Origin of the sequence: Citrobacter sp. C13 (assembly GCF_014596815.2) — a bacterium.
Classification (GTDB): domain Bacteria; phylum Pseudomonadota; class Gammaproteobacteria; order Enterobacterales; family Enterobacteriaceae; genus Citrobacter; species Citrobacter portucalensis.
In genome coordinates, this window is the sequence record NZ_CP115024.1 from 2,261,150 (window position 1) to 2,285,414 (window position 24,265).

General features: G+C 51.7%; 25 protein-coding genes and 1 other annotated feature. Of the genes, 14 read left to right on the plus strand and 11 right to left on the minus strand.

The window, feature by feature from the left end; all coding sequences use genetic code 11:
• Positions 1 to 6 precede the first annotated feature (6 nt).
• From trpCF to trpL, 4 genes are all read right to left on the minus strand, one after another.
• Entirely contained in the window at positions 7 to 1,365 is a 1,359-nt protein-coding gene (trpCF, locus tag IB222_RS10805; protein ID WP_149384855.1) for a bifunctional indole-3-glycerol-phosphate synthase TrpC/phosphoribosylanthranilate isomerase TrpF, read from the minus strand.
• Positions 1,366 to 1,368: 3 nt separating this feature from the next.
• Positions 1,369 to 2,964, minus strand: coding sequence for a bifunctional anthranilate synthase glutamate amidotransferase component TrpG/anthranilate phosphoribosyltransferase TrpD (gene trpD / locus IB222_RS10810; protein ID WP_003020639.1), 1,596 nt, complete (start codon positions 2,962 to 2,964; stop codon positions 1,369 to 1,371).
• Positions 2,964 to 4,526, minus strand: a complete 1,563-nt coding sequence (locus IB222_RS10815) for an anthranilate synthase component 1 (RefSeq protein ID WP_149384848.1) — start codon at positions 4,524 to 4,526, stop codon at positions 2,964 to 2,966. The genes trpD and IB222_RS10815 overlap by 1 nt, the downstream gene beginning before the upstream one ends.
• 23 nt (positions 4,527 to 4,549) lie before the next feature.
• Positions 4,550 to 4,644, minus strand: a sequence feature (Trp leader region).
• A complete protein-coding gene (gene trpL / locus IB222_RS10820) occupies positions 4,621 to 4,665 on the minus strand; it encodes a trp operon leader peptide (protein WP_012905981.1) in 45 nt (14 codons plus the stop codon). Its footprint overlaps the feature before it by 24 nt.
• A gap of 135 nt (positions 4,666 to 4,800) precedes the next feature.
• Between trpL and rnm the strand changes: the two genes are divergently transcribed.
• From rnm to rluB, 3 genes are all read left to right on the plus strand, one after another.
• Positions 4,801 to 5,679, plus strand: a complete 879-nt coding sequence (gene rnm / locus IB222_RS10825) for an RNase AM (protein ID WP_149384849.1) — start codon at positions 4,801 to 4,803, stop codon at positions 5,677 to 5,679.
• Positions 5,676 to 6,296 (plus strand): L-threonylcarbamoyladenylate synthase, encoded by a 621-nt coding sequence (locus IB222_RS10830; RefSeq protein WP_003833336.1) that lies wholly within the window; start codon positions 5,676 to 5,678, stop codon positions 6,294 to 6,296. Before rnm ends, IB222_RS10830 begins: the two co-directional genes overlap by 4 nt.
• 100 nt (positions 6,297 to 6,396) lie before the next feature.
• Positions 6,397 to 7,272 (plus strand): 23S rRNA pseudouridine(2605) synthase RluB, encoded by an 876-nt coding sequence (gene rluB, locus IB222_RS10835; protein WP_003020625.1) that lies wholly within the window; start codon positions 6,397 to 6,399, stop codon positions 7,270 to 7,272.
• Positions 7,273 to 7,355: 83 nt separating this feature from the next.
• On the opposite strand, the gene cobO is transcribed toward rluB, so the two are convergent.
• Entirely contained in the window at positions 7,356 to 7,946 is a 591-nt protein-coding gene (gene cobO, locus IB222_RS10840) for a cob(I)yrinic acid a,c-diamide adenosyltransferase (RefSeq protein WP_149384850.1), read from the minus strand.
• Complete coding sequence (locus IB222_RS10845; protein ID WP_008784935.1) at positions 7,943 to 8,704, minus strand: YciK family oxidoreductase; 762 nt, start codon at positions 8,702 to 8,704, stop codon at positions 7,943 to 7,945. Before IB222_RS10845 ends, cobO begins: the two co-directional genes overlap by 4 nt.
• A 221-nt stretch (positions 8,705 to 8,925) precedes the next feature.
• Here IB222_RS10845 and sohB point away from each other — a divergent pair, with 221 nt between their 5' ends.
• Positions 8,926 to 9,972: a protease SohB gene (gene sohB, locus IB222_RS10850; protein WP_149384851.1), complete on the plus strand. Its 1,047-nt coding sequence runs from the start codon at positions 8,926 to 8,928 to the stop codon at positions 9,970 to 9,972.
• 108 nt (positions 9,973 to 10,080) lie between these two features.
• On the opposite strand, the gene IB222_RS10855 is transcribed toward sohB, so the two are convergent.
• Positions 10,081 to 10,332: a YciN family protein gene (locus IB222_RS10855; protein ID WP_003020616.1), complete on the minus strand. Its 252-nt coding sequence runs from the start codon at positions 10,330 to 10,332 to the stop codon at positions 10,081 to 10,083.
• A 398-nt stretch (positions 10,333 to 10,730) separates the two neighbouring features.
• Here IB222_RS10855 and topA point away from each other — a divergent pair, with 398 nt between their 5' ends.
• The 5 genes from topA to acnA all read left to right on the plus strand — a co-directional run bounded on the left by topA (position 10,731) and on the right by acnA (position 18,118).
• Positions 10,731 to 13,328, plus strand: a complete 2,598-nt coding sequence (topA, locus tag IB222_RS10860; protein ID WP_149281022.1) for a type I DNA topoisomerase — start codon at positions 10,731 to 10,733, stop codon at positions 13,326 to 13,328.
• 208 nt (positions 13,329 to 13,536) lie between these two features.
• A complete protein-coding gene (cysB, locus tag IB222_RS10865) occupies positions 13,537 to 14,511 on the plus strand; it encodes an HTH-type transcriptional regulator CysB (protein ID WP_003020610.1) in 975 nt (324 codons plus the stop codon).
• Between the two features lie 315 nt (positions 14,512 to 14,826).
• Positions 14,827 to 14,967: a YmiA family putative membrane protein gene (locus IB222_RS10870; protein ID WP_213732144.1), complete on the plus strand. Its 141-nt coding sequence runs from the start codon at positions 14,827 to 14,829 to the stop codon at positions 14,965 to 14,967.
• A gap of 2 nt (positions 14,968 to 14,969) precedes the next feature.
• Positions 14,970 to 15,134 (plus strand): hypothetical protein, encoded by a 165-nt coding sequence (locus tag IB222_RS10875; RefSeq protein WP_188055390.1) that lies wholly within the window; start codon positions 14,970 to 14,972, stop codon positions 15,132 to 15,134.
• A 308-nt stretch (positions 15,135 to 15,442) separates the two neighbouring features.
• A complete protein-coding gene (gene acnA, locus IB222_RS10880) occupies positions 15,443 to 18,118 on the plus strand; it encodes an aconitate hydratase AcnA (protein WP_149384852.1) in 2,676 nt (891 codons plus the stop codon).
• 49 nt (positions 18,119 to 18,167) lie between these two features.
• On the opposite strand, the gene ribA is transcribed toward acnA, so the two are convergent.
• The gene (gene ribA / locus IB222_RS10885) at positions 18,168 to 18,758 is read right to left on the minus strand and encodes a GTP cyclohydrolase II (RefSeq protein WP_003020601.1); all 591 of its coding nucleotides are present in this window, start codon (positions 18,756 to 18,758) and stop codon (positions 18,168 to 18,170) included.
• 201 nt (positions 18,759 to 18,959) lie between these two features.
• Here ribA and pgpB point away from each other — a divergent pair, with 201 nt between their 5' ends.
• From pgpB to yciH, 5 genes are all read left to right on the plus strand, one after another.
• Positions 18,960 to 19,724 (plus strand): phosphatidylglycerophosphatase B, encoded by a 765-nt coding sequence (gene pgpB, locus IB222_RS10890; protein ID WP_003833318.1) that lies wholly within the window; start codon positions 18,960 to 18,962, stop codon positions 19,722 to 19,724.
• Between the two features lie 149 nt (positions 19,725 to 19,873).
• Entirely contained in the window at positions 19,874 to 20,182 is a 309-nt protein-coding gene (locus IB222_RS10895; RefSeq protein WP_003020595.1) for a LapA family protein, read from the plus strand.
• Positions 20,183 to 20,188: 6 nt separating this feature from the next.
• A complete protein-coding gene (lapB, locus tag IB222_RS10900; RefSeq protein WP_003833317.1) occupies positions 20,189 to 21,358 on the plus strand; it encodes a lipopolysaccharide assembly protein LapB in 1,170 nt (389 codons plus the stop codon).
• A gap of 189 nt (positions 21,359 to 21,547) precedes the next feature.
• Positions 21,548 to 22,285, plus strand: a complete 738-nt coding sequence (gene pyrF, locus IB222_RS10905; RefSeq protein WP_126319799.1) for an orotidine-5'-phosphate decarboxylase — start codon at positions 21,548 to 21,550, stop codon at positions 22,283 to 22,285.
• Complete coding sequence (gene yciH, locus IB222_RS10910) at positions 22,286 to 22,612, plus strand: stress response translation initiation inhibitor YciH (protein WP_003833315.1); 327 nt, start codon at positions 22,286 to 22,288, stop codon at positions 22,610 to 22,612.
• A gap of 91 nt (positions 22,613 to 22,703) precedes the next feature.
• On the opposite strand, the gene osmB is transcribed toward yciH, so the two are convergent.
• The 3 genes from osmB to IB222_RS10925 all read right to left on the minus strand — a co-directional run bounded on the left by osmB (position 22,704) and on the right by IB222_RS10925 (position 24,221).
• Positions 22,704 to 22,922 carry an osmotically-inducible lipoprotein OsmB gene (gene osmB / locus IB222_RS10915; protein WP_003020583.1) on the minus strand — a complete coding sequence of 73 codons (219 nt, stop codon included), beginning with the start codon at positions 22,920 to 22,922 and terminating at the stop codon, positions 22,704 to 22,706.
• 268 nt (positions 22,923 to 23,190) lie between these two features.
• The gene (locus tag IB222_RS10920; protein WP_149384853.1) at positions 23,191 to 23,943 is read right to left on the minus strand and encodes a DNA-binding transcriptional regulator YciT; all 753 of its coding nucleotides are present in this window, start codon (positions 23,941 to 23,943) and stop codon (positions 23,191 to 23,193) included.
• Between the two features lie 95 nt (positions 23,944 to 24,038).
• The gene (locus IB222_RS10925) at positions 24,039 to 24,221 is read right to left on the minus strand and encodes a hypothetical protein (protein WP_003833313.1); all 183 of its coding nucleotides are present in this window, start codon (positions 24,219 to 24,221) and stop codon (positions 24,039 to 24,041) included.
• Positions 24,222 to 24,265: the final 44 nt, after the last annotated feature.

The window sequence follows — 24,265 nt, forward strand, 5'->3', positions numbered from 1 at the left end:
TTTTCCTTAATATGCGCGCAGCGTCTGAAAGACCGAAGCCAGAAGACGTGCATCTTTGATGCCCGGCTGTGACTCTACGCCAGAATTGAAATCGAGACCGGCACAGCCGGTTTTTGCTGCGTCAACGCAGTTATCTGCACCAAGTCCGCCTGCCAGTAAAACGTTATCCAGCGATTGTCCGCCTAAAAGTGACCAGTCGAAGCGTTGACCGCTGCCGCCCTGGCCGTTGTCGAAGACGTATTTATCGACATGCTGATAATCACGGGCTGGCAACGTCTCGCTGACGCTGAGCGCCTTCCAGATTTGTACCTGTGCGGGCAGTACCTCGCGCAGGGCGTCAACATAGGCCTGGTCTTCGTTACCGTGCAGTTGCACGGCAGCTAGTCCCAGCTCTGCCGCTGTTGCGCCCACGTCGGTAATATCTGAGTTGCGAAATACCCCGACGTATTGCAGTGGCGCGCCGGTCATGACCTCTCGCGCCTGTGCAACGTTGACCGCGCGCGGCGATGTGGGTACAAAAATCAAGCCGCCGTAAATGGCGCCCGCTTCGTATGCTGCGTTTGCATCCTGAGCCCGGGTTAAACCGCAGACTTTATTCTCGCCGAGCAGTACGCGACGCACGGCGGCGTGCAGATCATCATGCGACATCAGCGCGGAGCCAATCAGAAAACCGTTGGCGAAGTGGCTGAGCTCGCGCACCTGACCATAGGTGTTGATCCCGGACTCGCTGATGACGGTAACACCGTGACCCAGTCGCGGCGCCAGTTGACGGGTACGATTCAGATCAATCGACAGGTCGCGTAAATCACGGTTGTTGATACCAACGACTTTGGCGCCCAGTGCGATAGCACGCTCCAGCTCTTCTTCGTTGCTGACTTCGGTCAGTACGCCCATTTTCAGACTGTGGGCGACGGCGGCGAGTTGACGATATTGCTCATCATCGAGCACCGACAGCATCAATAAACAGGCGTCCGCCTGGTAGAAACGTGCCAGGTAAATCTGGTAAGGATCGATAATAAAGTCCTTGCACAGAATCGGCTGCGGTGCGATGCGGCTGACGATGGGCAGGAAATCAAAGCTCCCCTGGAAATACTTCTCATCGGTCAGTACAGAGATCGCGGAAGCATAATGTTTATAGACGCCAGCAATTTGTGCCGGGTCGAAGTCATCACGGATCACGCCTTTTGATGGAGACGCCTTTTTGCACTCCAGAATAAAGGCGGTGCGTGTACCTTGCAGCGCATCGTAGAAATCACGAGAGCCAGGCTGAACATCATTTTGAAAGCTGGCCAGCGGTTGTTGCTGTTTGCGGGCTTCTACCCAAATCGCCTTGTCTGCGACAATTTTCGCTAAAACGGTTTGCATCATTTACCCTCTTGCTGCCAGTGCAGTGACGCGGTCATAAGCCGCACCGCTACGCAGTACATTAATCACGGTTTGCGCATTGGCTTTTAAATCTTCTTCACCGTGCAGGCGCATTAACATGGCGACATTCGCGGCAACAGCAGCTTCATGAGCGGCTTCACCTTTACCTTGTAACAAGCGACTAAGAATGTCACGGTTTTCTTCCGGCGTGCCGCCAGCCAGCTGTTCCTGGTGGTAAGGCGTCAGACCAAAGTCTTCTGCCGTCAGTTGATAACTCTTGATTTCCCCATCGTGCAGCTCTGCCACAATGGTCGGTGCATGCAGCGAAACTTCGTCCATGCCACCACTGTGAACCACGGCTGCCCGTTGATATCCCAGCACGCGCAGCGTTTCAGCAATCGGTAGCACCAGTTCCGGACTGTAAACGCCGATCAGCGCCAGCGGCGGATGCGCCGGGTTAATCAACGGGCCGAGCACGTTAAACAGCGTGCGGGTTTTCAACTGCTGGCGTACCGGCATGGCATGGCGAAAACCGGTGTGATATTTCGGCGCAAACAGAAAGCACACGCCGAGGTCGTCAAGCGCCTGACGGGATTTATCGGCGTTCATATCCAGATTGATGCCAAATGCCGCTAACAGATCCGAAGAGCCAGACTTGCTGGAGACGCTACGATTTCCGTGTTTGGCCACTTTCAGTCCGCAAGCCGCCGCAACAAAGGCGCTGGCGGTAGAAATATTGATACTGTTGCTGCCGTCGCCGCCGGTACCGACAATATCGGCAAACAGATAATCAGGGCGTGGGAACGGGGCTGCGTTTTCCAGCAGCGCGGTTGCCGCACCGGCAATTTCATTCGGGTGTTCGCCACGAATTTTCATGCTCACCAGCGCCGCAGCCAGTTGTTCCGGCTTCAGTTCACCACGAACCACGGCAGAGAACAGCTGGTGGCTTTCCTGCTGGGACAGCGTCTGGGCCTGATACAGTTTCTCCAGAATGGGTTGCAGCGTATTGGTTTGTTCAAGCTTCTGTTGCGCCCAGGCCAGCGTTTGTTCCAGCAAACGCGCGCCCTGGGTGGTCAGAATTGACTCCGGATGGAACTGGAAGCCGCAGACGCGATCGGTATCGTGACGCACCGCCATCACCATGCCGTTAAAGTGGGCGTTAATGGTCAATCCAGCAGGAACGTTGCTGCCAACCAATGAATGATAGCGAGCCACCGGCAGCGGATTCGCCAGACCAGCAAACATCGCCTGACCGTCGTGTTCAATGCTGGACGCTTTGCCGTGCAGGATTTCTCCAGCCTGGCCCACATAACCGCCATAGGCCTCAACAATGGCCTGGTGTCCCAGACAAATACCGATGATCGGCAGCTTGCCGCGCAGGCGGGTTAACAGCTCCGGCATGCAACCTGCTTCGCTTGGCGCACCAGGCCCTGGAGAGAGCATCAGTACCGGATTTTTCATCGTTGCTAAGCGGTCAATCAACGTCTGGGCCGGAATATGGTTGCGGTAAATCACCACGTTGTGACCATTAGTACGCAGCTGATCTGCCAGGTTATAGGTAAATGAGTCGATATTATCGAGCAGCAGAATGTCAGCCATTAGAAGGTCTCCTGTGCGTGGTGCGCGGTGGCGATAGCACGCAGAACCGCGCGCGCTTTATTACGGGTTTCATCGGCTTCAGACTGCGGTACAGAATCCAGAACAATCCCGGCACCGGCTTGTACGGTGGCAATACCGTCTTCCACGAGGGCGGAGCGAATGACAATACAGGTATCCAGATCGCCATGCGCCGTGAAGTAACCTACCGCGCCGCCGTAACTGCCACGGCGACGACCCTCTGCCTCGGCGATAAGCTGCATGGCGCGAACTTTTGGCGCTCCGCTTAACGTGCCCATATTCATACAGGCGCGGTAAGCGTGCAGCACATCCAGATCGCTACGCAGTTCACCAACCACGCGCGAAACCAGGTGCATAACGAAGGAGTAACGATCGACTTTGGTGAGATCAGCAACGTAGCGACTGCCCGGCGTACAGATACGCGCCAGGTCGTTACGCGCAAGGTCAACCAGCATCAGGTGCTCAGAAAGCTCTTTATGGTCGGTACGCATCTCCAGCTCGATACGGCTGTCGAGGTCGCGGTCAAGCGAACCGTCCGCACGACGACCGCGCGGGCGAGTGCCAGCAATCGGGTAGATCTCAATCTGGCGGCTGGTGGCATCGTATTTCAGCGAGCTTTCCGGGGAGGCGCCAAACAGCGTGAAATCGTTGTCCTGCATGAAAAACATGTATGGGCTGGGGTTACTTTTCTTCAGCACATAGTAGGCCGCCAGCGGTGATGGGCAGGGGAGCGAGAAACGGCGGGATGGAACAACCTGGAAAATTTCGCCCGCGCGAATCGCTTTTTGCATGCCACGAACTACGGCGCCAAACTCTTCATCACTCTGATTGCACTCACAGCGCATCTGTGGGACTTCAGTGACCGGCAACGGCGGCGCAGGCTCGGTAAGCTGCTGGCTCAACTGCGCCAGACGAGCGTTAAGACGCTGTTTTTCCGCATCATTGGGGGTAAAAACACTGGCCTGAATACGAGTGCTTTTTTTCTGGTGGTCGATAACCATCAGCGTTTCTGCCAGATAGAAGCAGTAGTCAGGGCAACGGTTGCCCGCTTCAAGCTGAGGTAAATCTTCAAAACCGGCAACCAGGTCGTAGGAAAACAGACCGCCGAAGAACATCGCTTCACGATCTTGTACAGGAACATTCACCAGCTCCTGCAGTAAGCGGAAAGCGTCAAATACGGAAAGAGAACATAAGCGGGCGTCTTCATCCAGCAGCGGGCTGACAGCGGGGAATCGCAGATGACGACCATTCGGCTGTTTTTCATTCTCAACGCCAGCGGGCAGGGCTGCATCCAGTAGGGGCAGCAGCGATGCGCCGTTTGCGGATAATGCCTGAATGGTGACAGTGTCACCGAGAGCGGTAATGCGTAATGCGCTATCGACCAGCAGCAGGCTCTTCAGATCGTCTTTGCTGTCGATATCTGCAGATTCCAGCAGCAGCGTTGCCGGACGTGCGCCACACACCTGATGAAACAGCGCTGTCGGATTCTCACGGTAGGCGGCATCGCAGGCAAGCAGTTCGAGTGTCGGTTTTTGAGTTTGCATCGTTATTCTCATAAATTTTGTTCAAAAAAAAGCCCGCTCATTTGGCGGGCCGGGTATCTGGTTGCATATTGCAGACGTAAGACACTGCCCGAAATCAGGAAGTGCGCCACCAACCGTGCAGAACAAATGTTGCTTTCATCTCAGATACCTTCTTCATGTGAACTTGCGTACTAGTTAACTAGTTCGATGGAATAAAGTCAACACCTGATTTCAGTATATTTGTCGAAACCGCTATGATGAGCGTGTTACGACATTTATTGAAACGGGAGCCGCCTTGAGCGACACGAATTACGCAGTGATTTATGACCTGCACAGTCATACTACAGCCTCCGATGGGCGATTAACCCCAGAAGCCTTAGTACACCGTGCGGTAGAGATGCGAGTCGGTACACTGGCGATCACCGATCATGACACCACGGCGGGCATTGCGGCGGCAAGAGAAGAAATTTCACGTTCGGGTTTAGCGTTAAATTTGATCCCTGGCGTCGAGATATCAACGGTTTGGGAAAACCATGAGATCCATATAGTGGGTCTGAACATTGATATCGACCATCCAATGATGTGCGAATTTCTGGCGCAACAAACGGAACGTCGTCAGCAGCGTGCGCGCCTGATTGCCGAACGACTCGACAAAGCGCATATCCCCGGCGCGTGGGAAGGGGCGTTACGTCTGGCTGATGGCGGGGCGGTTACGCGGGGCCATTTTGCGCGTTTCCTGGTGGAATGCGGAAAAGCCACAACCATGGCGGATGTCTTTAAAAAATATCTTGCTCGTGGGAAAACCGGTTACGTTCCGCCACAGTGGTGTACAATAGAACAAGCTATTGATGTCATTCATCATTCTGGCGGTAAGGCTGTTCTGGCTCATCCTGGGCGGTACGATCTTAGCGCTAAGTGGCTGAAAAGACTGGTTGCACATTTTGCTGAACATCGCGGCGACGCGATGGAAGTGGCACAGTGCCAGCAGTCTCCCAATGAACGCACCCATCTGGCGACGCTTGCGCGTTCGCATCAACTGTGGGCATCGCAAGGGTCCGATTTTCATCTACCCTGCCCATGGATTGAGTTGGGGCGTAAACTTTGGTTGCCCGCAGGCGTAGAAGGCGTCTGGCAACTTTGGGAGCAGCCCGAGATCACAGAGAGGAAAGTATGAGCCAGTTTTTTTATATTCATCCCGAAAACCCGCAGCAGCGACTGATCAATCAGGCCGTTGAAATCGTGCGTAAAGGTGGGGTGATCGTCTATCCAACCGATTCCGGCTATGCGTTGGGCTGCAAAATTGAAGATAAAGGCGCCATGGAGCGCATTTGCCGCATCCGTCACCTGCCGGACGGGCACAACTTTACGCTGATGTGCCGTGACTTGTCTGAACTGTCGACCTATTCGTTTGTCGACAACGTGGCCTTTCGTTTAATTAAAAACAACACGCCGGGCAACTACACCTTCATCCTGAAAGGGACGAAAGAAGTTCCGCGCCGTTTGTTGCAGGAAAAACGAAAGACCATTGGCCTGCGTGTGCCTTCGAATCCGATAGCGCTGGCGCTGCTGGAAGCGCTGGGCGAACCGATGCTCTCTACATCGCTGATGTTGCCTGGCAGTGAATTTACCGAGTCAGATCCGGAAGAAATTAAAGACCGCCTGGAAAAACTGGTGGATTTGATTATCCACGGCGGCTATCTCGGCCAGCAGCCGACCACGGTCATCGATTTAACCGACGATTCTCCGGTGGTGTTGCGTGAAGGCGTCGGTGACGTTAAACCTTTCTTATAAGGGCGCGAACCGCTATACTACGCGGCCTTAAAATGGCGCTGACTGGCGCCGTTGATTCTCCTGTTCGACGCCTGTGAAGGCGACATCTAAAGGAAGCTCTATGAGCGAAAAGTTACAAAAAGTGCTGGCGCGCGCTGGCCACGGTTCTCGCCGTGAAATCGAATCTATTATTGCCGCGGGTCGCGTGAGCGTTGATGGCAAAATTGCCACGCTCGGCGATCGCGTTGAAGTCACTCCGGGCCTGAAAATCCGTATCGACGGTCATCTGATTTCGGTTAAAGAGTCTGCGGAGCAAATCTGCCGCGTTCTGGCCTATTACAAGCCAGAAGGTGAACTGTGTACCCGTAACGACCCGGAAGGTCGTCCGACCGTGTTCGATCGTTTACCAAAACTGCGTGATGCGCGCTGGATTGCCGTAGGGCGTCTGGACGTGAATACCTGCGGTTTACTGCTGTTTACCACCGATGGTGAACTGGCTAACCGTCTGATGCACCCAAGCCGTGAAGTTGAACGTGAATATGCGGTACGTGTTTTTGGTCAGGTTGATGATGCAAAACTGCGCGATCTGAGTCGTGGCGTACAGCTGGAAGATGGTCCGGCGGCATTTAAAACGATCAAGTTCAGCGGTGGTGAAGGGATCAACCAGTGGTATAACGTCACGCTGACCGAAGGGCGTAACCGTGAAGTCCGTCGCCTGTGGGAAGCTGTAGGTGTGCAGGTAAGCCGTCTTATTCGTGTTCGTTACGGTGATATCCCGCTGCCGAAAGGCCTGCCGCGTGGTGGCTGGACCGAGCTTGACCTCGCGCAGACCAACTATCTGCGTGAACTGGTGGAGCTGAAGCCGGAAACGACATCTAAAGTTGCCGTCGAGAAAGATCGTCGTCGCATGAAGGCAAATCAGATCCGTCGTGCGGTTAAGCGCCACTCACAGGTCGGTAGCAGCCGTCGTCCGGGTGGTCGTAGCAACAACGGTTAATCATGACCAGGCCTGATAAGCAAAGCGCTATCAGACGTTAGCGTGGAGCCGGATGCGGCGCAAGCGCCTTATCCGGCCTGGTGTCAGTAATCGATCCCTATCTGGGCCTTCACGCCCGCTTCAAACGCATGCTTGACCGGGCGCAGCTCGCTGACCGTATCCGCTAACTCCAGAATATCGCGATGACATCCACGGCCGGTGATAATCACCGTTTGATGGGCAGGGCGCGCATTTAGGGCAGTGATGACCTCTTCAAGCGGCAGATAGTCGTATGCCACCATATAGGTCAGCTCGTCCAGCACCACCATATCCAGTTCATCGTCGGCCAGCATCCGCTTGCCGTGTTCCCACACTGCCATACAGGCCGCGGTGTCGGACTCACGGTTTTGCGTTTCCCAGGTAAATCCTGTCGCCATAACCTGAAACTCTACGCCGTGGGGTTCAAGTAAATTACGTTCTCCGTTTGGCCACGTACCTTTAATAAATTGTATGACGCCGACTTTTTTACCATGGCCCACCGCGCGCGTGGCGGTACCGAATGCGGCGGTGGTTTTACCCTTACCATTTCCGGTGAACACGATGATGATCCCGCGCTCGTCCTTCGCTGCGGCAACGCGTGCGTCAACCCGATCTTTTACGCGCTGTTGACGTTGCTGATAGCGTTCTTCACTCATTGGGCTATTCCTGGTTTACGGCCCGGCTGGGCGTCAAAAGTCATACCGGTTTTACGGCGGCTGTCATCGCCCATCAGCCACAGGTAGAGCGGCATAATATCGGCGGGAGTTTTCAATTTTTGTGGATCTTCCGTTGGGAATGCGCTGGCTCGCATGCCAGTTCGCGTCCCACCAGGATTGATACAGTTTACGCGCAGATGACGGTTTTGATACTCATCCGCCAGAACCTGCATCATCCCTTCGGTAGCAAATTTTGAGGTGGCATATGCTCCCCAGTTGGCGCGTCCCTGGCGACCGACACTGGAAGAGGTAAAGACCAGCGATCCGGCATCGGATTTGAGTAACAACGGCAGCAATGCCTGAGTCAGCATAAAAGTGGCATTCACATTTACCTGCATCACATCCTGCCAGACCTGCGGGTTTTGTTCACTCATTGGACAAATATCGCCGAGTAATCCGGCGTTATGCAGTACGCCATCCAGACGCGGGAAATGTGCGGCAATGCGCTGCGCAAGCTGGTGACATTCTTCAGAAGTACAGGTGAGTAGATCCAGTGTAAACCACTGTGGTTGTGTTCCGTTTTCATCGGCGATAGTGCGGGCAACCTGACGCAGTTTTTCTTCGTTACGCCCAAGCAGGATAACGGTCGCGCCATAGCGTGCATAGGTCTGCGCTGCTTCGCGTCCGATACCATCGCTGGCACCGGTGACAAGAATAATGCGGCCCTGTAAAAGGTCTTGTTTAGGTTGGTAATGCACAGCTACTCCTCGGCGACGTCATGGTCATCTCGTTCGCGATAACTTTTGGGCTTTATGCCTTAAACCCTGTACTTTTTCAATCAGCCAAAGGCAATAACACCGCAAAATGAACGCTTTGTCATGCTTTTTACTGATTCAGCACTGGATGTATGAAGCAAGACGAGGTGACACGCCTGTTGTACACTGAGCGGAAGTCGCGTTGTTTAACCAAGGTGGGTCTTGTGGAATTGTTGTCTGAATATGGGCTGTTTTTGGCAAAAATTGTCACTGTCGTGGTGGCTATTGCAGTGGTGGTGATGCTGATCGTAAACGCGACACAACGCAAACGTCAGCGTGGGGAGTTGCGGGTTATTAACCTCAGCGATCAATATAAAGAGATGAAGGAAGACTTGTCGCTAGCTTTATTGGATGGGCATCAGCAAAAATTCTGGCGTAAGGCGCAGAAAAAGAAACAGAAGCTGGAAGCGAAGGCCGCCAAGGCAAAAGCGAAACTGGGTGACAGCACGTCATCTGATAAACCTCGTGTATGGGTGCTTGATTTTAAAGGCAGTATGGATGCCCATGAGGTCAGCGCATTACGCGAAGAGGTGACGGCGGTGCTGGCGGTTGTTAAACCTCAGGATCAGGTGGTGGTTCGTCTGGAAAGCCCGGGTGGTGTGGTACATGGCTATGGCCTGGCTGCATCGCAATTGCAACGTCTGCGCGATAAGCAGATACCGTTGACCGTCACGGTGGATAAAGTCGCTGCGAGCGGCGGATATATGATGGCCTGCGTGGCAGATAAAATTGTCTCGGCGCCGTTTGCTATCGTCGGCTCAATTGGCGTGGTGGCGCAGATCCCGAACTTTAATCGCTTCCTGAAAGGGAAAGATATTGATATCGAACTGCACACCGCCGGACAGTACAAACGTACGCTGACGCTGCTTGGCGAGAATACGGAAGAAGGGCGGCAGAAATTCCGCGAAGATCTGAACGAAACGCATCATCTGTTTAAAGACTTTGTGCATCGCATGCGTCCGACTCTGGACATTGAACAGGTTGCCACGGGTGAACACTGGTTTGGTCAACAGGCGCTGGCAAATGGGCTGGTGGATGAGATCAATACCAGCGATGAGGTGATCCTCGGGCTGATGGAAGGTCGTGAAGTGTTGAACGTTCGCTATCTGCAGCGTAAAAAGCTGATGGATCGTTTTACCGGTAGTGCGGCGGAGAGCGCCGATCGTTTGCTGATGCGCTGGTGGCAGCGGGGGCAGAAGCCACTGATGTAAAATTGTCATTGCCGGATAGCGCTGCTCACATATCCTATCCGGCCTACAAATATGCATCAATGTAGGCTGGATAAGGCGTTGCTGCCATCCGGCAAATTATTTCTCGTATTAATCGATCAAGTGATACTTTTCAGAAAGTACGTGCGCCAGGTGTTTAAACATATTAAACACAGCCGTACTTTTGGGCGTTGGTAGCCCTTGCTCGTCTAAAAAGTAATCTCCGCTGAAAACCAGCACGCCGTTTCGCTGCGTAACGCCGGTGGCGACAATCCCCGCCAGCGTGTCCTCATGCTCACGAATGATTTTGTTGGCTTCAATCAGCAGTGTTTCGCGATCGATGGGTTGAGTGTCTTTATGCATGATTTACTCCTTAAACAAGGACATTAGTCTACGCTGAGCCCGCCTTATGGGCAAATATTCCCTGACATAAATGAAGGTTTTACGACAGTGTTACAACTGGCGAGATTTGTTTTTGCATGCTAATAAAGTTGCGTAACGCATTTTATCAGGTACAGTGTGACGCTTTCGTCAATCTGGCAACAGATTTGCTTGACATTCGACCAATACTTCGTCGTGCTAGAGCGTTTGTGAGAAAAAAAGCCTGTTAACTCAGTTACATGAGAGTTACATTACAAGCGCGAATCAGTTTAAGGGGTTGATATCCGCCGACGCAGAGACCATATCGATGTCTCGTCGCCAGTGGAAGGTGAATCAACGTGCGACGCATTCTGGAAGAATCAAATTAGGTAAAGGTGAATATGGGTAAAGCTCTTGTCATCGTTGAGTCCCCGGCAAAAGCCAAAACGATCAACAAGTATCTGGGTAATGACTACGTGGTGAAATCCAGCGTCGGTCATATCCGTGATTTGCCGACCAGTGGCTCAGCAACTAAAAAGAGCGCCGACTCAACCTCCACCAAAACGGCTAAAAAGCCCAAAAAGGATGAACGTGGCGCTCTCGTCAACCGTATGGGTGTTGACCCGTGGCACAACTGGGATGCGCGTTATGAAGTGCTGCCTGGTAAAGAGAAAGTTGTTTCAGAACTGAAGCAACTGGCTGAAAAAGCCGACCACATCTATCTCGCAACCGACCTTGACCGCGAAGGGGAAGCCATTGCATGGCACCTGCGGGAAGTTATCGGCGGCGACGACACCCGCTACAGCCGCGTGGTGTTTAACGAAATTACCAAAAATGCTATTCGCCAGGCGTTTGAAAAACCGGGCGAGTTGAACATCGACCGTGTAAATGCGCAACAGGCGCGCCGCTTTATGGACCGTGTTGTGGGCTATATGGTGTCGCCCCTGCTGTGGAAAAAAATTGCACGTGGTCTGTCTGCCGGTCGCGTTCAGTCTGTGGCTGTGCGTCTGGTGGTTGAGCGTGAACGCGAAATCAAAGCATTTGTTCCAGAAGAGTTCTGGGAAATTGATGCCAACACGACCACGCCGGGCGGCGACGCGTTGCCGCTTGAGGTGACGCATCAAAATGATAAACCGTTCCGTCCCGTAAATCGGGAACAAACGCTTGCCGCCGTTAGCCTGTTGGAAAAAGCGCGCTATAGCGTCCTGGAACGTGAAGATAAGCCGACCAGCAGCAAGCCGAGCGCACCGTTCATTACCTCCACGCTACAGCAGGCTGCGAGCACGCGTCTGGGCTTTGGTGTGAAGAAAACCATGATGATGGCGCAGCGCTTGTATGAAGCGGGTTACATCACTTACATGCGTACTGACTCAACCAACCTGAGCCAGGATGCTGTCACCATGGTTCGCGATTACATCAGCGATAATTTTGGCAAAAAATATCTGCCGGAAAACGCGAACCAGTACGCCAGCAAAGAGAATTCGCAGGAAGCGCACGAAGCTATCCGTCCTTCCGATGTCGCCGTACTGGCGGAATCGCTGAAAGATATGGAAGCCGATGCACAAAAACTGTATCAGCTGATCTGGCGCCAGTTTGTTGCCTGTCAGATGACGCCTGCTAAATATGATTCCACCACGCTGACCGTTGGCGCGGGTGATTTCCGTCTGAAGGCGCGTGGTCGTATTCTGCGCTTTGATGGCTGGACGAAAGTGATGCCAGCGCTGCGTAAGGGCGATGAAGATCGCATCCTACCGGCGGTGGACAAAGGCGATACCTTGACGCTTATCGAGCTGACACCTGCGCAGCACTTCACCAAGCCGCCAGCACGCTTCAGTGAAGCTTCGCTGGTTAAAGAGCTTGAAAAGCGTGGCATTGGTCGTCCATCCACCTATGCGTCGATCATCTCTACGATTCAGGATCGCGGTTATGTTCGCGTTGAAAACCGTCGCTTCTACGCTGAAAAAATGGGTGAAATCGTCACCGATCGTCTGGAAGAAAATTTCCGTGAACTGATGAACTACGATTTTACCGCGCAGATGGAAGACAGCCTCGACCAGGTGGCGAATCACGAAGCCGAATGGAAGGGCGTACTCGACAACTTCTTCACTGATTTTACTCAGCAGTTAGATAAAGCCGAGAAAGATCCTGAAGAGGGCGGTATGCGTCCGAACCAGATGGTACTGACCAGCATTGATTGCCCGACCTGCGGACGCAAGATGGGTATTCGTACCGCCAGTACCGGCGTTTTCCTTGGTTGCTCTGGCTACGCACTTTCCCCGAAAGAGCGTTGTAAAACCACCATTAACCTGGTGCCGGAAAACGAAGTATTGAACGTGCTGGAAGGCGACGACGCGGAAACGAACGCATTGCGCGCCAAACGCCGCTGCCAGAAGTGCGGTACGGCAATGGACAGCTATCTCATCGATCCTAAGCGTAAATTGCATGTGTGTGGTAATAACCCAACTTGCGATGGCTACGAGATCGAAGAGGGTGAATTCCGTATCAAGGGTTATGACGGTCCGATCGTAGAGTGCGAAAAATGTGGTTCTGAAATGCACCTGAAAATGGGACGTTTCGGCAAGTACATGGCGTGTACCAACGACGAGTGTAAAAACACCCGTAAGATCCTGCGTAACGGTGAAGTTGCTCCGCCGAAAGAAGATCCGGTTCCGCTGCCGGAACTGCCGTGTGAAAAATCTGACGCGTATTTCGTGTTACGTGATGGTGCTGCAGGTATCTTCCTGGCGGCCAATACGTTCCCGAAATCACGTGAGACTCGTGCGCCGTTGGTGGAAGAGTTGTATCGCTTCCGCGATCGCCTGCCGGAAAAACTGCGTTATCTGGCAGACGCACCGCAAACTGACCCGGATGGTAACAAGTCCATGGTTCGTTTCAGCCGTAAAACCAAGCAGCAATACGTTGCCGCTGAGAAAGACGGTAAGGCGACTGGCTGGTCCGCGTTCTTCGTTGACGGCAAATGGGTAGAAGGGAAGAAATAACAGCATTCTGGCTGAGTTCCTCCTCAAAGGGTCGCGTAAGCGGCCCTTTTTGTTTATGGCATATTATTTTTTGTCATACCTATACAGCGTACATATAAATGATATAGTGGTTATAGTTAACAAGCTTTTTATTATTAAATCGTATTAGCAGCGCCCACGAGCCTGCACTGGAACGATGATTTGATGGCGCGAATCGGGATGGCATAACATGAAATTACAGCAGCTTCGCTACATTGTTGAGGTGGTGAATCACAACCTTAATGTCTCCTCAACGGCGGAAGGGCTTTATACCTCTCAGCCCGGTATCAGTAAGCAAGTTCGTATGCTGGAAGATGAACTTGGCATCCAGATTTTCGCCCGTAGCGGTAAGCATCTGACCCAGGTTACGCCAGCGGGGCAGGAAGTCATCCGTATTGCGCGCGAAGTTCTGTCTAAGGTGGACGCCATTAAGTCTGTTGCTGGTGAACATACCTGGCCGGACAAAGGTTCGCTGTATATCGCCACCACGCATACTCAGGCACGTTACGCATTACCGAACGTGATTAAAGGTTTTATTGAGCGTTATCCTCGTGTTTCATTGCATATGCACCAGGGATCGCCAACGCAAATTGCCGAAGCCGTCTCGAAAGGGAATGCGGATTTTGCTATCGCGACGGAAGCCTTGCACCTGTATGACGACCTGGTGATGCTACCTTGCTATCACTGGAACCGTTCGATTGTCGTCACGCCGGATCATCCGTTGGCGGGCAAATCCTCGGTTTCTATTGAGGAACTGGCACAGTATCCACTGGTGACCTACACCTTTGGATTTACCGGGCGTTCGGAGCTGGACACCGCGTTTAACCGTGCGGGTCTGGAGCCGCGTATTGTCTTTACCGCGACCGATGCTGATGTCATTAAAACCTATGTTCGTCTGGGGCTCGGCGTGGGTGTGATTGCCAGTATGGCGGTTGATCCTGTTTCCGATCCTGACCTGGTACGTGTGGATGCGCATGATATTTTCAGCCATAGCACCACCAAAATTGGTTTTCGTCGCAGCACCTTCTTACGTAGTTACATGTATGATTTCATTCAACGTTTCGCGCCGCATCTGACGCGTGATGTGGTGGACACGGCGGTGGCACTGCGTTCCAACGATGATATTGAAGCCATGTTTAAAGATATTAAATTGCCTGAGAAATAATAACGGCCATAACCTCGTCGGTATCCATAAGCATAAAGCGATACCGACGGGAGAGTTTGAATTTATTCATTATTTCTCACCACATATATTAACCATATATTATTTATGGAAAAAGTTCTCTAAAGTAGTTTCAAATTAGTCAGCTTGCCAAAAATCACTCTCAAATATTCATAACTGATCAAACAATTGATTTATTTATCAGATCGAGTCCGAAAATTAACTGGCTTTTTTCCGCCTTTTTTATTAGGATTCCTCCTATCTGATGATTAATTGTACCAATTGTTTGGTGCCTAAATGATAAGTGATTTCGATAGTATGAGGTTAGCGATGCCTTCAGGAAACCAGCCTGCACGCCGGGATCCCGCGATGAAACGTAAAGCCTGGTTCGCCGTATTTCTTGGTTCTGCGATATTCTGGATTATTGTCGCACTCGTGGCCTGGAATGTGTGGGGGTAAGTATGTCCGCACCGGAGCAGCAGTCTACCGTGGCACCATCGCCTCATGAACAAGAGAGCAAAACCGTCGCAGAGAAGGGGCCAAAGATACCCGAATCCTGGAACCTTTCTCCTGAACAACGGGCGTTTATTGATCTGTTAACTGATGATGATGAACAGAAACAATAATTCGTACGTATTTTATAATAATAACGATTACCTCGTGGTCTTAAATATCGAATCGTTTATCCCATGTATTCACCATCAGCCACCTAATCAACGTATTATCGATTGCGCTATTGCCTGCTGAATATCCATCCTATTAATCTACACGGCTAGACCTTCCTCCCTACCATTGACCTCACTTCGCGCTTTTGTATCGCGCGCTACTTTTATCAATTTGAGTTGTTATCAAAGCGTTACATTTTGTTTGTGTTATCTTTAATACTAACCCTGAGGAAATCAGGGGATCCAACCCTGTCATTTAAGGAGGAGCTATGTCGTCGACCCTACGAGAAGCCAGTAAGGACACATTGCAGGTTAAAGATAAAACCTACCGCTATTACAGTTTACCTCTGGCCGCTAAATCACTGGGTGATATCACCCGACTACCCAAATCGCTGAAAGTGTTGCTGGAAAACCTGCTTCGTTGGCAGGATGGTAATTCCGTTACCGAAGATGATATTCATGCGCTCGCGCATTGGCTGAAGACCGCCCATGCCGATCGTGAAATTGCCTATCGACCCGCTCGTGTTCTGATGCAGGATTTTACCGGCGTGCCGGCGGTGGTCGATCTTGCCGCTATGCGTGAAGCGGTGAAACGTCTGGGAGGAGATACGGCAAAAGTGAATCCGCTTTCGCCAGTGGACCTTGTCATTGACCACTCGGTAACGGTGGACCGTTTTGGTGATGATGATGCTTTCGAAGAAAACGTTCGCCTGGAAATGGAACGTAACCATGAGCGTTATGTGTTCCTGAAATGGGGACAGCAGGCATTTAGTCGCTTCAGTGTTGTACCGCCGGGAACGGGGATTTGCCACCAGGTTAACCTTGAATACCTTGGCAAAGCCGTCTGGAGCGAGTTGCAAGACGGTGAGTGGGTGGCTTACCCTGACACGTTGGTCGGAACCGATTCCCATACGACAATGATTAATGGTCTCGGTGTGCTGGGATGGGGCGTTGGAGGCATTGAGGCTGAAGCAGCAATGCTTGGTCAACCGGTCTCTATGCTTATCCCGGATGTTGTGGGCTTCAAACTGGTGGGCAAACTGCGGGAAGGCATCACCGCTACCGACCTGGTTTTAACCGTCACCCAGATGCTGCGTAAGCACGGCGTGGTCGGTAAATTCGTTGAATTCTACGGTGATGGCCTGGACACCTTACCGCTGGCCGATCGGGCAACCATTGCTAACATGTCACCGGAATACGGCGCAACCTGCGGTTTCTTCCCGATCGATGACATCACTCTTGAATATATGCGTCTGAGTGGACGCAGTGAGGAGCAGGTTGAGTTGGTCAGCGCCTATGCCAAAGCGCAGGGAATGTGGCGTAATCCAGGGGATGAACCCGTATTTACCAGTTCACTGGAGCTGGATATGGGCAGTGTGGAAGCTAGCCTTGCCGGACCGAAGCGTCCGCAGGATCGGGTAGCACTGGCTGATGTCCCGAAAGCGTTTTCGGCGAGTAATGAACTCGAAGTAAATAGCTCGCTGAAAGATCGTCAGCCAGTGGACTATACAATGAACGGTCATCAGTACAAGCTGCCGGATGGTGCGGTGGTTATTGCTGCGATCACTTCCTGTACCAACACCTCTAACCCAAGCGTATTGATGGCAGCGGGTCTGCTGGCGAAAAAAGCAGTGACGCTTGGTCTGAAACGTCAGCCGTGGGTGAAAGCCTCGCTGGCGCCAGGATCGAAGGTGGTGTCTGACTATCTGGCGCAGGCTGGGTTCACGCCGTATCTTGATGAGCTGGGATTTAACCTAGTGGGCTACGGCTGTACCACCTGTATTGGTAACTCGGGTCCGTTACCCGATCCTATCGAGACAGCTATCAAAAAAGGCGATCTTACCGTTGGCGCCGTGCTTTCCGGCAACCGAAACTTTGAGGGGCGTATCCATCCGCTCGTGAAGACCAACTGGTTGGCGTCTCCGCCGCTGGTGGTGGCCTATGCGCTGGCGGGGAATATGAATATCAATCTGACGAAAGATCCGTTAGGGCATGACAGAAAGGGCGATCCCGTATATCTGAAAGATATCTGGCCGACGGCTCAGGAAATTGCACGTGCCGTGGAGCAGGTTTCTACCGCCATGTTCCATAAGGAGTACGCTGAAGTCTTTGAAGGCACGCCGGAATGGAAAGCTATCCAGGTAGATCGTGCTGATACCTATGGCTGGCAGTCTGACTCAACCTATATCCGCTTGTCGCCGTTCTTCGATGGTATGCAGGCGACGCCGGATCCGGTCCAGGACATTCATGGTGCGCGTATCCTTGCAATGCTTGGAGATTCCGTCACCACCGACCATATTTCTCCTGCCGGCAGTATCAAGCCGGATAGCCCGGCAGGTCGTTATCTGCAAAGCCACGGCGTGGAGCGTAAAGATTTTAACTCCTACGGTTCACGGCGCGGGAATCATGAAGTAATGATGCGCGGTACTTTTGCCAATATTCGTATTCGCAATGAGATGGTGCCCGGCGTTGAAGGTGGGATGACGCGTCATTTGCCGGGAACTGAGGTAGTGGCTATCTATGATGCGGCTATGCAATATCAACAGGAGAATATCCCCCTGGCGGTTATTGCCGGGAAAGAGTATGGCTCTGGCTCCAGTCGCGACTGGGCGGCAAAAGGCCCGCGCTTACTGGGGGTTCGCGTGGTTATCGCAGAGTCCTTTGAGCGAATTCACCGTTCTAACCTGATTGGTATGGGGATTTTGCCGCTGGAATTCCCACAGGGCGTCACGCGTAAAACGCTGGGACTAACCGGTGAGGAAGCGATCGATATTACGGATCTGCAAAACATCAAACCGGGTGCAACAGTGCCGGTGAGTATGGTTCGCTCGGATGGACGTAAAGAGGTGGTTTTATGCCGCTGCCGTATCGATACCGCGACGGAGCTAACGTACTACCAAAACGATGGCATTCTGCACTACGTGATTCGTAATATGTTGAGCTAGAATGTAAAAAGCCTGCGAGAGCAGGCTTTTTTATCGGCGGTAACAACTATTACTTGCCCAGCAAATGTCCCATCTTGGCGGCTTTGGTGTCCAGGTAATGTTCATTGTTCGGGTTACGACCCACAATCAGCGGCACGCGTTCAACAATATTGATTCCCGCTTCGGTCAGAATTTCCACTTTTTTCGGGTTATTGGTCAGCAAACGAACTTCGTCCACGCCCAGCAGCTTGAACATATCCGCACACAGCGTGAAATCACGCTCATCTGCCGCAAAGCCCAACTGATGGTTAGCTTCAACGGTATCATAACCCTGGTCCTGCAACGCGTAGGCGCGGATTTTATTGAGCAGGCCGATATTGCGTCCTTCCTGACGATGATAAAGCAGGATACCGCGCCCTTCTTCAGCAATATGGGTGAGAGCCGCTTCGAGCTGGAAGCCGCAATCGCAACGCAGGCTAAACAATGCATCGCCAGTCAGACATTCGGAGTGGACACGCGCCAGGACAGGCGTTTGGCCTGTGATATCGCCAAAAACCAGTGCGACGTGATCGTGTCCGGTTGCCAGTTCTTCAAATCCCACCATCAGGAAATCACCCCAGGGGGTTGGCAGTTTGGCTTCTGCCACACGTTTAAGCTGCATGTAATTCTCCAGATTATGCTGGCACTGTCGTGCCGTCGCCTGTTGGCTTCTGTTCTATATTGCACTATTTTGCCATAAGGCAACGATGTTCACCTAATCGCGACAACGGATTCGCTTTTGGAATGGCACAAAATTGTCAATTTCCCCGGCATGCGCTTTTTTCAGTTATGATTGTGAGACTTATCGACGAAAGGAGAGGCAATGCTGTCAATTGCAAAGCGCACTGCGGTCGGGGCCGGGCTGCTACTTATTATGCCGGTTGCTGTATGGGTATCAGGCTGGAGCTGGCAGCCGGGACATAACGTTTGGTGGCTAAAATCTCTGTACTGGATAACGGAAACGGTGACGCAGCCGTGGGGTATTATCACTCACGTTGTTCTCTGCGCATGGTTTCTGTGGTGTCTGCGTTTTCGTCTGAAAGCTGCGGTAATGCTGTTTGCGATCCTGGCTGCGGCAATTTTAGTCGGTCAGGGCGTAAAGTCCTGGGTTAAAGACAGGGTGCAGGAACCTCGGCCCTTTGTCGTGTGGCTGGAAAAAACGCACCATATCCCTGTTGATGAGTTCTACACTTTAAAACGTAAAGATCGTGGTCACTTAGTTAAAGAGCAATTGGCCGAACAACAGGATATTCCGACGTTTCTGCGTAAGCACTGGCAAAAAGAAACAGGGTTTGCCTTTCCGTCAGGGCATACGATGTTTGCCGCCAGTTGGGCTTTACTGGCCGTAGGGCTGTTATGGCCACGCCGACGTACGCTGACGATTGTGTTTTTACTTATCTGGGCTACGGGTGTTATGGGCAGTCGCTTGCTATTAGGCATGCACTGGCCCCGTGATTTGGTCGTTGCAACGCTGATTTCATGGTTGCTGGTAACACTGGCGACATGGCTTGCGCAGCGGGTATGCGGACCATTAACGCCGCCTGTGCAGGAGGAAAAAGAAATCGCTCAGCGTGAACAAGAAAGTTAGCCATGATTGATTTTTCGAATTTTGCCCTTAAATCAGAAAGGGGAAAGCGCTTTTCCGTTTCGCACTCGTTGTGAAAATGGTAATTTAAAGGGCTCAACGCGGTAAGTTGTACACGATTTATTCGCTCAAACCACATAACGGGAAGTAATGTGAAATATTTACTCATTTTCTTACTGGTGTTGGCGATTTTTGTTATTTCGGTGACATTAGGTGCGCAAAACGATCAACAGGTTACGTTTAATTACCTGCTGGCTCAGGGTGAGTATCGTATCTCTACGCTGCTTGCTGTATTGTTTGCCGCAGGTTTTGCGATTGGTTGGTTAATTTGCGGCCTTTTCTGGCTGAAGGTTCGTGTGTCTCTTGCGCGCGCCGAACGTAAAATCAAACGACTGGAAAACCAGCTTACGCCTGCGACCGACGTTGCGGTTTCTGCCGATTCGTCGGTTGTGAAGGAATAATTATTTATGTTGGAGTTGTTGTTTCTGCTTTTGCCTGTAGCCGCTGCCTATGGGTGGTATATGGGTCGCAGAAGTGCGCAACAAACCAAGCAGGATGAAGCTAACCGTCTTTCCCGTGACTATGTCGCCGGGGTTAACTTCCTCCTGAGCAACCAACAAGACAAAGCGGTGGATCTGTTCCTCGATATGCTAAAAGAGGATACGGGCACCGTTGAGGCTCATCTCACCCTCGGAAACCTGTTTCGTTCGCGCGGTGAAGTCGACCGCGCAATCCGCATCCATCAAACGTTAATGGAAAGTGCTTCGCTGACCTACGAGCAGCGTTTGTTGGCCGTACAACAGCTGGGGCGCGACTACATGGCCGCAGGTCTGTACGACCGCGCGGAAGACATGTTTAATCAGCTTACCGATGAAACAGATTTTCGCGTCGGTGCATTACAGCAACTGCTGCAAATTTATCAGGCGACCAGCGAATGGCAGAAAGCGATTGATGTCGCAGAACGCCTGGTGAAGCTCGGTAAAGATAAACAGCGTATTGAGATAGCTCACTTCTACTGCGAACTGGCCTTACAGCAGATGGGTAGCGACGATATGGATCGCGCCATGACGCTGTTGAAAAAAGGGGCTGCGGCAGACAAAAACAGTGCCCGTGTTTCCATCATGATGGGCCGTGTGTACATGGTGAAAGGCGATTACGCGAAGGCCGTCGAATGTCTACAACGCGTGATTTCTCAGGATAAAGAACTGGTCAGCGAAACGCTGGAAATGCTGCAAAGCTGCTACCAGCATCTGGGGAAAAACGATGAGTGGGCCGAGTTTTTACGTCGGGCTGTTGAGGAGAATACTGGCGCCGCCGCCGAGCTGATGCTGGCCGATATTCTTGAAGCGCGTGAGGGGACTGATACCGCTCAGGTTTATATTACCCGCCAGCTACAACGCCATCCTACGATGCGCGTGTTCCACAAGTTGATGGATTACCATCTTAACGAAGCAGAAGAAGGGCGCGCGAAAGAGAGCCTGATGGTTCTGCGCGATATGGTCGGGGAGCAGGTGCGCAGCAAGCCTCGGTATCGTTGCCAGAAGTGCGGATTTACCGCATATACACTGTACTGGCACTGCCCATCCTGTCGCTCATGGTCAACCATTAAACCTATTCGCGGACTTGATGGGCTGTAATTTTTAAAAAACCTCACTTTAGTTACAACATACTAATGATCTATAACAGATCCTTCCTCAACCTCCGTTGCCAAATTTGCCTGGCAGAAATGTAATCGCGCCTGTTAATTTTCTATTGCCGCAGGTAGAATGCACGCCGTTTACCCATTTTGCGCCGCCGATGGCGCCCATCCTCAGGAAGGTCTGGTCATGACGTTTACTGCTTCATCTTCTTCTCGTGCTGTTACTGATTCTCCTGTCGTTGTCGCTCTCGATTATTCCAATCGTGATAAAGCATTAGCTTTTGTCGACAGAATTGATCCTTGTGATTGCCGTTTGAAAGTGGGCAAAGAGATGTTCACGCTTTTTGGACCTCAGTTGGTTCGCGATTTACAACAGCGTGGCTTTGACGTTTTTCTTGATTTGAAATTTCATGATATTCCCAATACTACCGCGCATGCCGTTGCGGCGGCGGCTGAGCTTGGCGTATGGATGGTTAACGTTCATGCTTCTGGTGGGGCGCGTATGATGACCGCCGCACGTGAAGCCCTGGTGCCTTTTGGCAAGGATGCGCCGTTGCTGATTGCAGTAACAGTTCTGACCAGTATGGAAGCCAGCGATCTTGCCGACCTTGGCGTGACGTTGTCACCTGCGGAGCATGCGGAAAGGCTGGCGCGCTTAACCCAACATTGTGGTTTGGATGGCGTCGTATGCTCCGCGCAGGAAGCAGTGCGATTCAAGCAGGCATTTGGCCAGGCATTTAAACTGGTAACGCCCGGTATTCGTCCTGAAGGCAGCGAGGCAGGCGACCAGCGTCGTATTATGACGCCGGAACAGGCACAGTCAGCTGGCGTCGATTATATGGTTATTGGTCGTCCGGTCACACAGTCGGCAGATCCGGCTCAGACGCTGAAGATGATCAATGCCTCCCTGAAACGAGGTGCGTAAATGAACGACTCAAATTCTCGTCTGGTCTACTCAACTGACACCGGGCGTATTGATGAACCAAAAGCCGTCCCAGAGCGTCCCAAAGGCGATGGCATTGTCCGTATCCAGCGACAGACCAGTGGCCGCAAAGGTAAGGGCGTGTGTCTGATTACTGGAATAGATCAGGACGATGCTGAACTGACCAAATTAGCTGCGGAACTGAAGAAAAAATGTGGTTGCGGCGGGGCAGTGAAGGATGGCGTGATTGAGATACAGGGTGATAAACGCGACCTGATTAAATCGCTGCTGGAAGCCAAAGGAATGAAAGTTAAATTGGCTGGCGGTTAATAAAAAAAGCCACGGAATTTTTCCGTGGCTTTTTAATAATACAGACCTGAAAAAGTAAACGTATTATTATATCGAGCCGTTTAACCGTAAATTATTTACCCACCTGGTGGCCAATAATACCACCTACTGCAGCACCACCCAGCGTGCCCAGCGTGCTGCCGTCAGTCAGGACTGCACCACCGATTGCACCAGCACCAGCACCAATTGCGGTGTTACGGTCACGTTTGGACCAGTTAGAGCAGGCACTCAGCGACATTGCCAGAGTAATCGCCAAAATGGCAGCGGTCATTTTTTTGCTCGTTACTAACATAATACTTTCTCCTGAATTATTGATTCACGGAATCCAGTGTTCTTTAAGAATAGCGCTAAATTTAGGCTAACGAAGATATTTCCGTGAAACCGTTTAGCGAAGGCATGACAAACACTATCCTGAGATTGGAGGTTCGTTCCTGTTATATCGCTAACATTAATTTTACGACTTAATCCTGTTAACGACAGGTAAAAAGTCTTAATTGGACTGTCAGATAACTCTCAGAGAGGAGATGATTTGCCGACTGACAAATCATCTGCTGAAGATTTTATGCGTGCGCATCAATGATATTGACGGTTAAACCCGAGTGCTCGAGCTGCATTTGTACGCTGGCGCTGAGTCTGGAATCCGTGACTACGCGGCTGAATCGCTCTAATGGACCCAGCGTGTAAGGGTGAATGGCTTCGAATTTTGAGCTGTCAGTAAGCACAATAACTTCTGCACCTTTTTCCAGCACCGCGTTAACCACATCAGAACGCATCATGTCGCGTCCGGTGAAGCCGGTGTCAGCCTGCCAGCCATCAATGCCGATAAAGGCCTTGCTGAAGTGTACCTGCTGGATAAACTGGCGAGTTAAGGGCCCCACCATGCTTTCGCTTTTTTTCTGATAGATGCCGCCAAGGAGAATCACTTCGCAGGGGGTTTCTTTCAGCAGATGGGCTATATAGCTGCTGACGGTAATGATGGTGACATCTTTTTGCTCCGCCAGCGTTCTGGCCAAGAGCGCATTGCTGCTGCCGTTTTCAATGAATATGGACTCGCCTGGGCTTACCAGCGATGCGGCGAATTCGGCCAGCTCACGCTTCAGCGTAAAATTAGTCATCATGCGCGTTTCCACATCATCGCTGTTCAATGAAACAGCAAAACCGTGCGCACGGCGTAAATAACTCTGTTTTTCCAGTGTGTTCAGATCCTGTCGAATCGTCACTTCTGAGACTCCGGTGATTTTTGCCAGTTCGGCAACGCTCATCTGACCTTTATCAGTCACCATCTGTAAAATAGATTGTTGTCGAGAATTCATAATATTAATTTTATTGCGATATCGTATCGGAAATTAAACGGAAACTGCCTCATATGCAGTTTGCTGATAGCCGCGACATTAAAGGGTTAATGTCATCAGATCTCCCAGGGAGCCTTGTGCTTTTTGGGCAAAGACTCGGCATCTTCTTTGGCCGTGTCTAGCAGCTCAGCCTTCAGAATTTCGAGATTGTGGATGGCTGAGTGGTAATCACCTGCAACGAGGATATCCAGCACGGTATCAATGCGTTCGGCCAGACGCTGAGCGTCGATATCAGACATGGTTATCATCCTAATGGCAATAGAGTTTGAATTTCATGATGCAG

Bases quoted from the DNA above. Each gene is read 5' to 3' on its own strand.
- trpCF (WP_149384855.1), bottom strand. From the start codon at position 1,365: ATGCAAACCGTTTTAGCGAAAATTGTCGCAGACAAGGCGATTTGGGTA.
- trpD (WP_003020639.1), bottom strand. From the start codon at position 2,964: ATGGCTGACATTCTGCTGCTCGATAATATCGACTCATTTACCTATAAC.
- IB222_RS10815 (WP_149384848.1), bottom strand. From the start codon at position 4,526: ATGCAAACTCAAAAACCGACACTCGAACTGCTTGCCTGCGATGCCGCC.
- IB222_RS10830 (WP_003833336.1), top strand. From the start codon at position 5,676: ATGAGCCAGTTTTTTTATATTCATCCCGAAAACCCGCAGCAGCGACTG.
- rluB (WP_003020625.1), top strand. From the start codon at position 6,397: ATGAGCGAAAAGTTACAAAAAGTGCTGGCGCGCGCTGGCCACGGTTCT.
- cobO (WP_149384850.1), bottom strand. From the start codon at position 7,946: ATGAGTGAAGAACGCTATCAGCAACGTCAACAGCGCGTAAAAGATCGG.
- IB222_RS10855 (WP_003020616.1), bottom strand. From the start codon at position 10,332: ATGCATAAAGACACTCAACCCATCGATCGCGAAACACTGCTGATTGAA.
- topA (WP_149281022.1), top strand. From the start codon at position 10,731: ATGGGTAAAGCTCTTGTCATCGTTGAGTCCCCGGCAAAAGCCAAAACG.
- cysB (WP_003020610.1), top strand. From the start codon at position 13,537: ATGAAATTACAGCAGCTTCGCTACATTGTTGAGGTGGTGAATCACAAC.
- IB222_RS10870 (WP_213732144.1), top strand. From the start codon at position 14,827: ATGAGGTTAGCGATGCCTTCAGGAAACCAGCCTGCACGCCGGGATCCC.
- IB222_RS10875 (WP_188055390.1), top strand. From the start codon at position 14,970: ATGTCCGCACCGGAGCAGCAGTCTACCGTGGCACCATCGCCTCATGAA.
- acnA (WP_149384852.1), top strand. From the start codon at position 15,443: ATGTCGTCGACCCTACGAGAAGCCAGTAAGGACACATTGCAGGTTAAA.
- ribA (WP_003020601.1), bottom strand. From the start codon at position 18,758: ATGCAGCTTAAACGTGTGGCAGAAGCCAAACTGCCAACCCCCTGGGGT.
- pgpB (WP_003833318.1), top strand. From the start codon at position 18,960: ATGCTGTCAATTGCAAAGCGCACTGCGGTCGGGGCCGGGCTGCTACTT.
- lapB (WP_003833317.1), top strand. From the start codon at position 20,189: ATGTTGGAGTTGTTGTTTCTGCTTTTGCCTGTAGCCGCTGCCTATGGG.
- pyrF (WP_126319799.1), top strand. From the start codon at position 21,548: ATGACGTTTACTGCTTCATCTTCTTCTCGTGCTGTTACTGATTCTCCT.
- yciH (WP_003833315.1), top strand. From the start codon at position 22,286: ATGAACGACTCAAATTCTCGTCTGGTCTACTCAACTGACACCGGGCGT.
- osmB (WP_003020583.1), bottom strand. From the start codon at position 22,922: ATGTTAGTAACGAGCAAAAAAATGACCGCTGCCATTTTGGCGATTACT.
- IB222_RS10920 (WP_149384853.1), bottom strand. From the start codon at position 23,943: ATGAATTCTCGACAACAATCTATTTTACAGATGGTGACTGATAAAGGT.
- IB222_RS10925 (WP_003833313.1), bottom strand. From the start codon at position 24,221: ATGTCTGATATCGACGCTCAGCGTCTGGCCGAACGCATTGATACCGTG.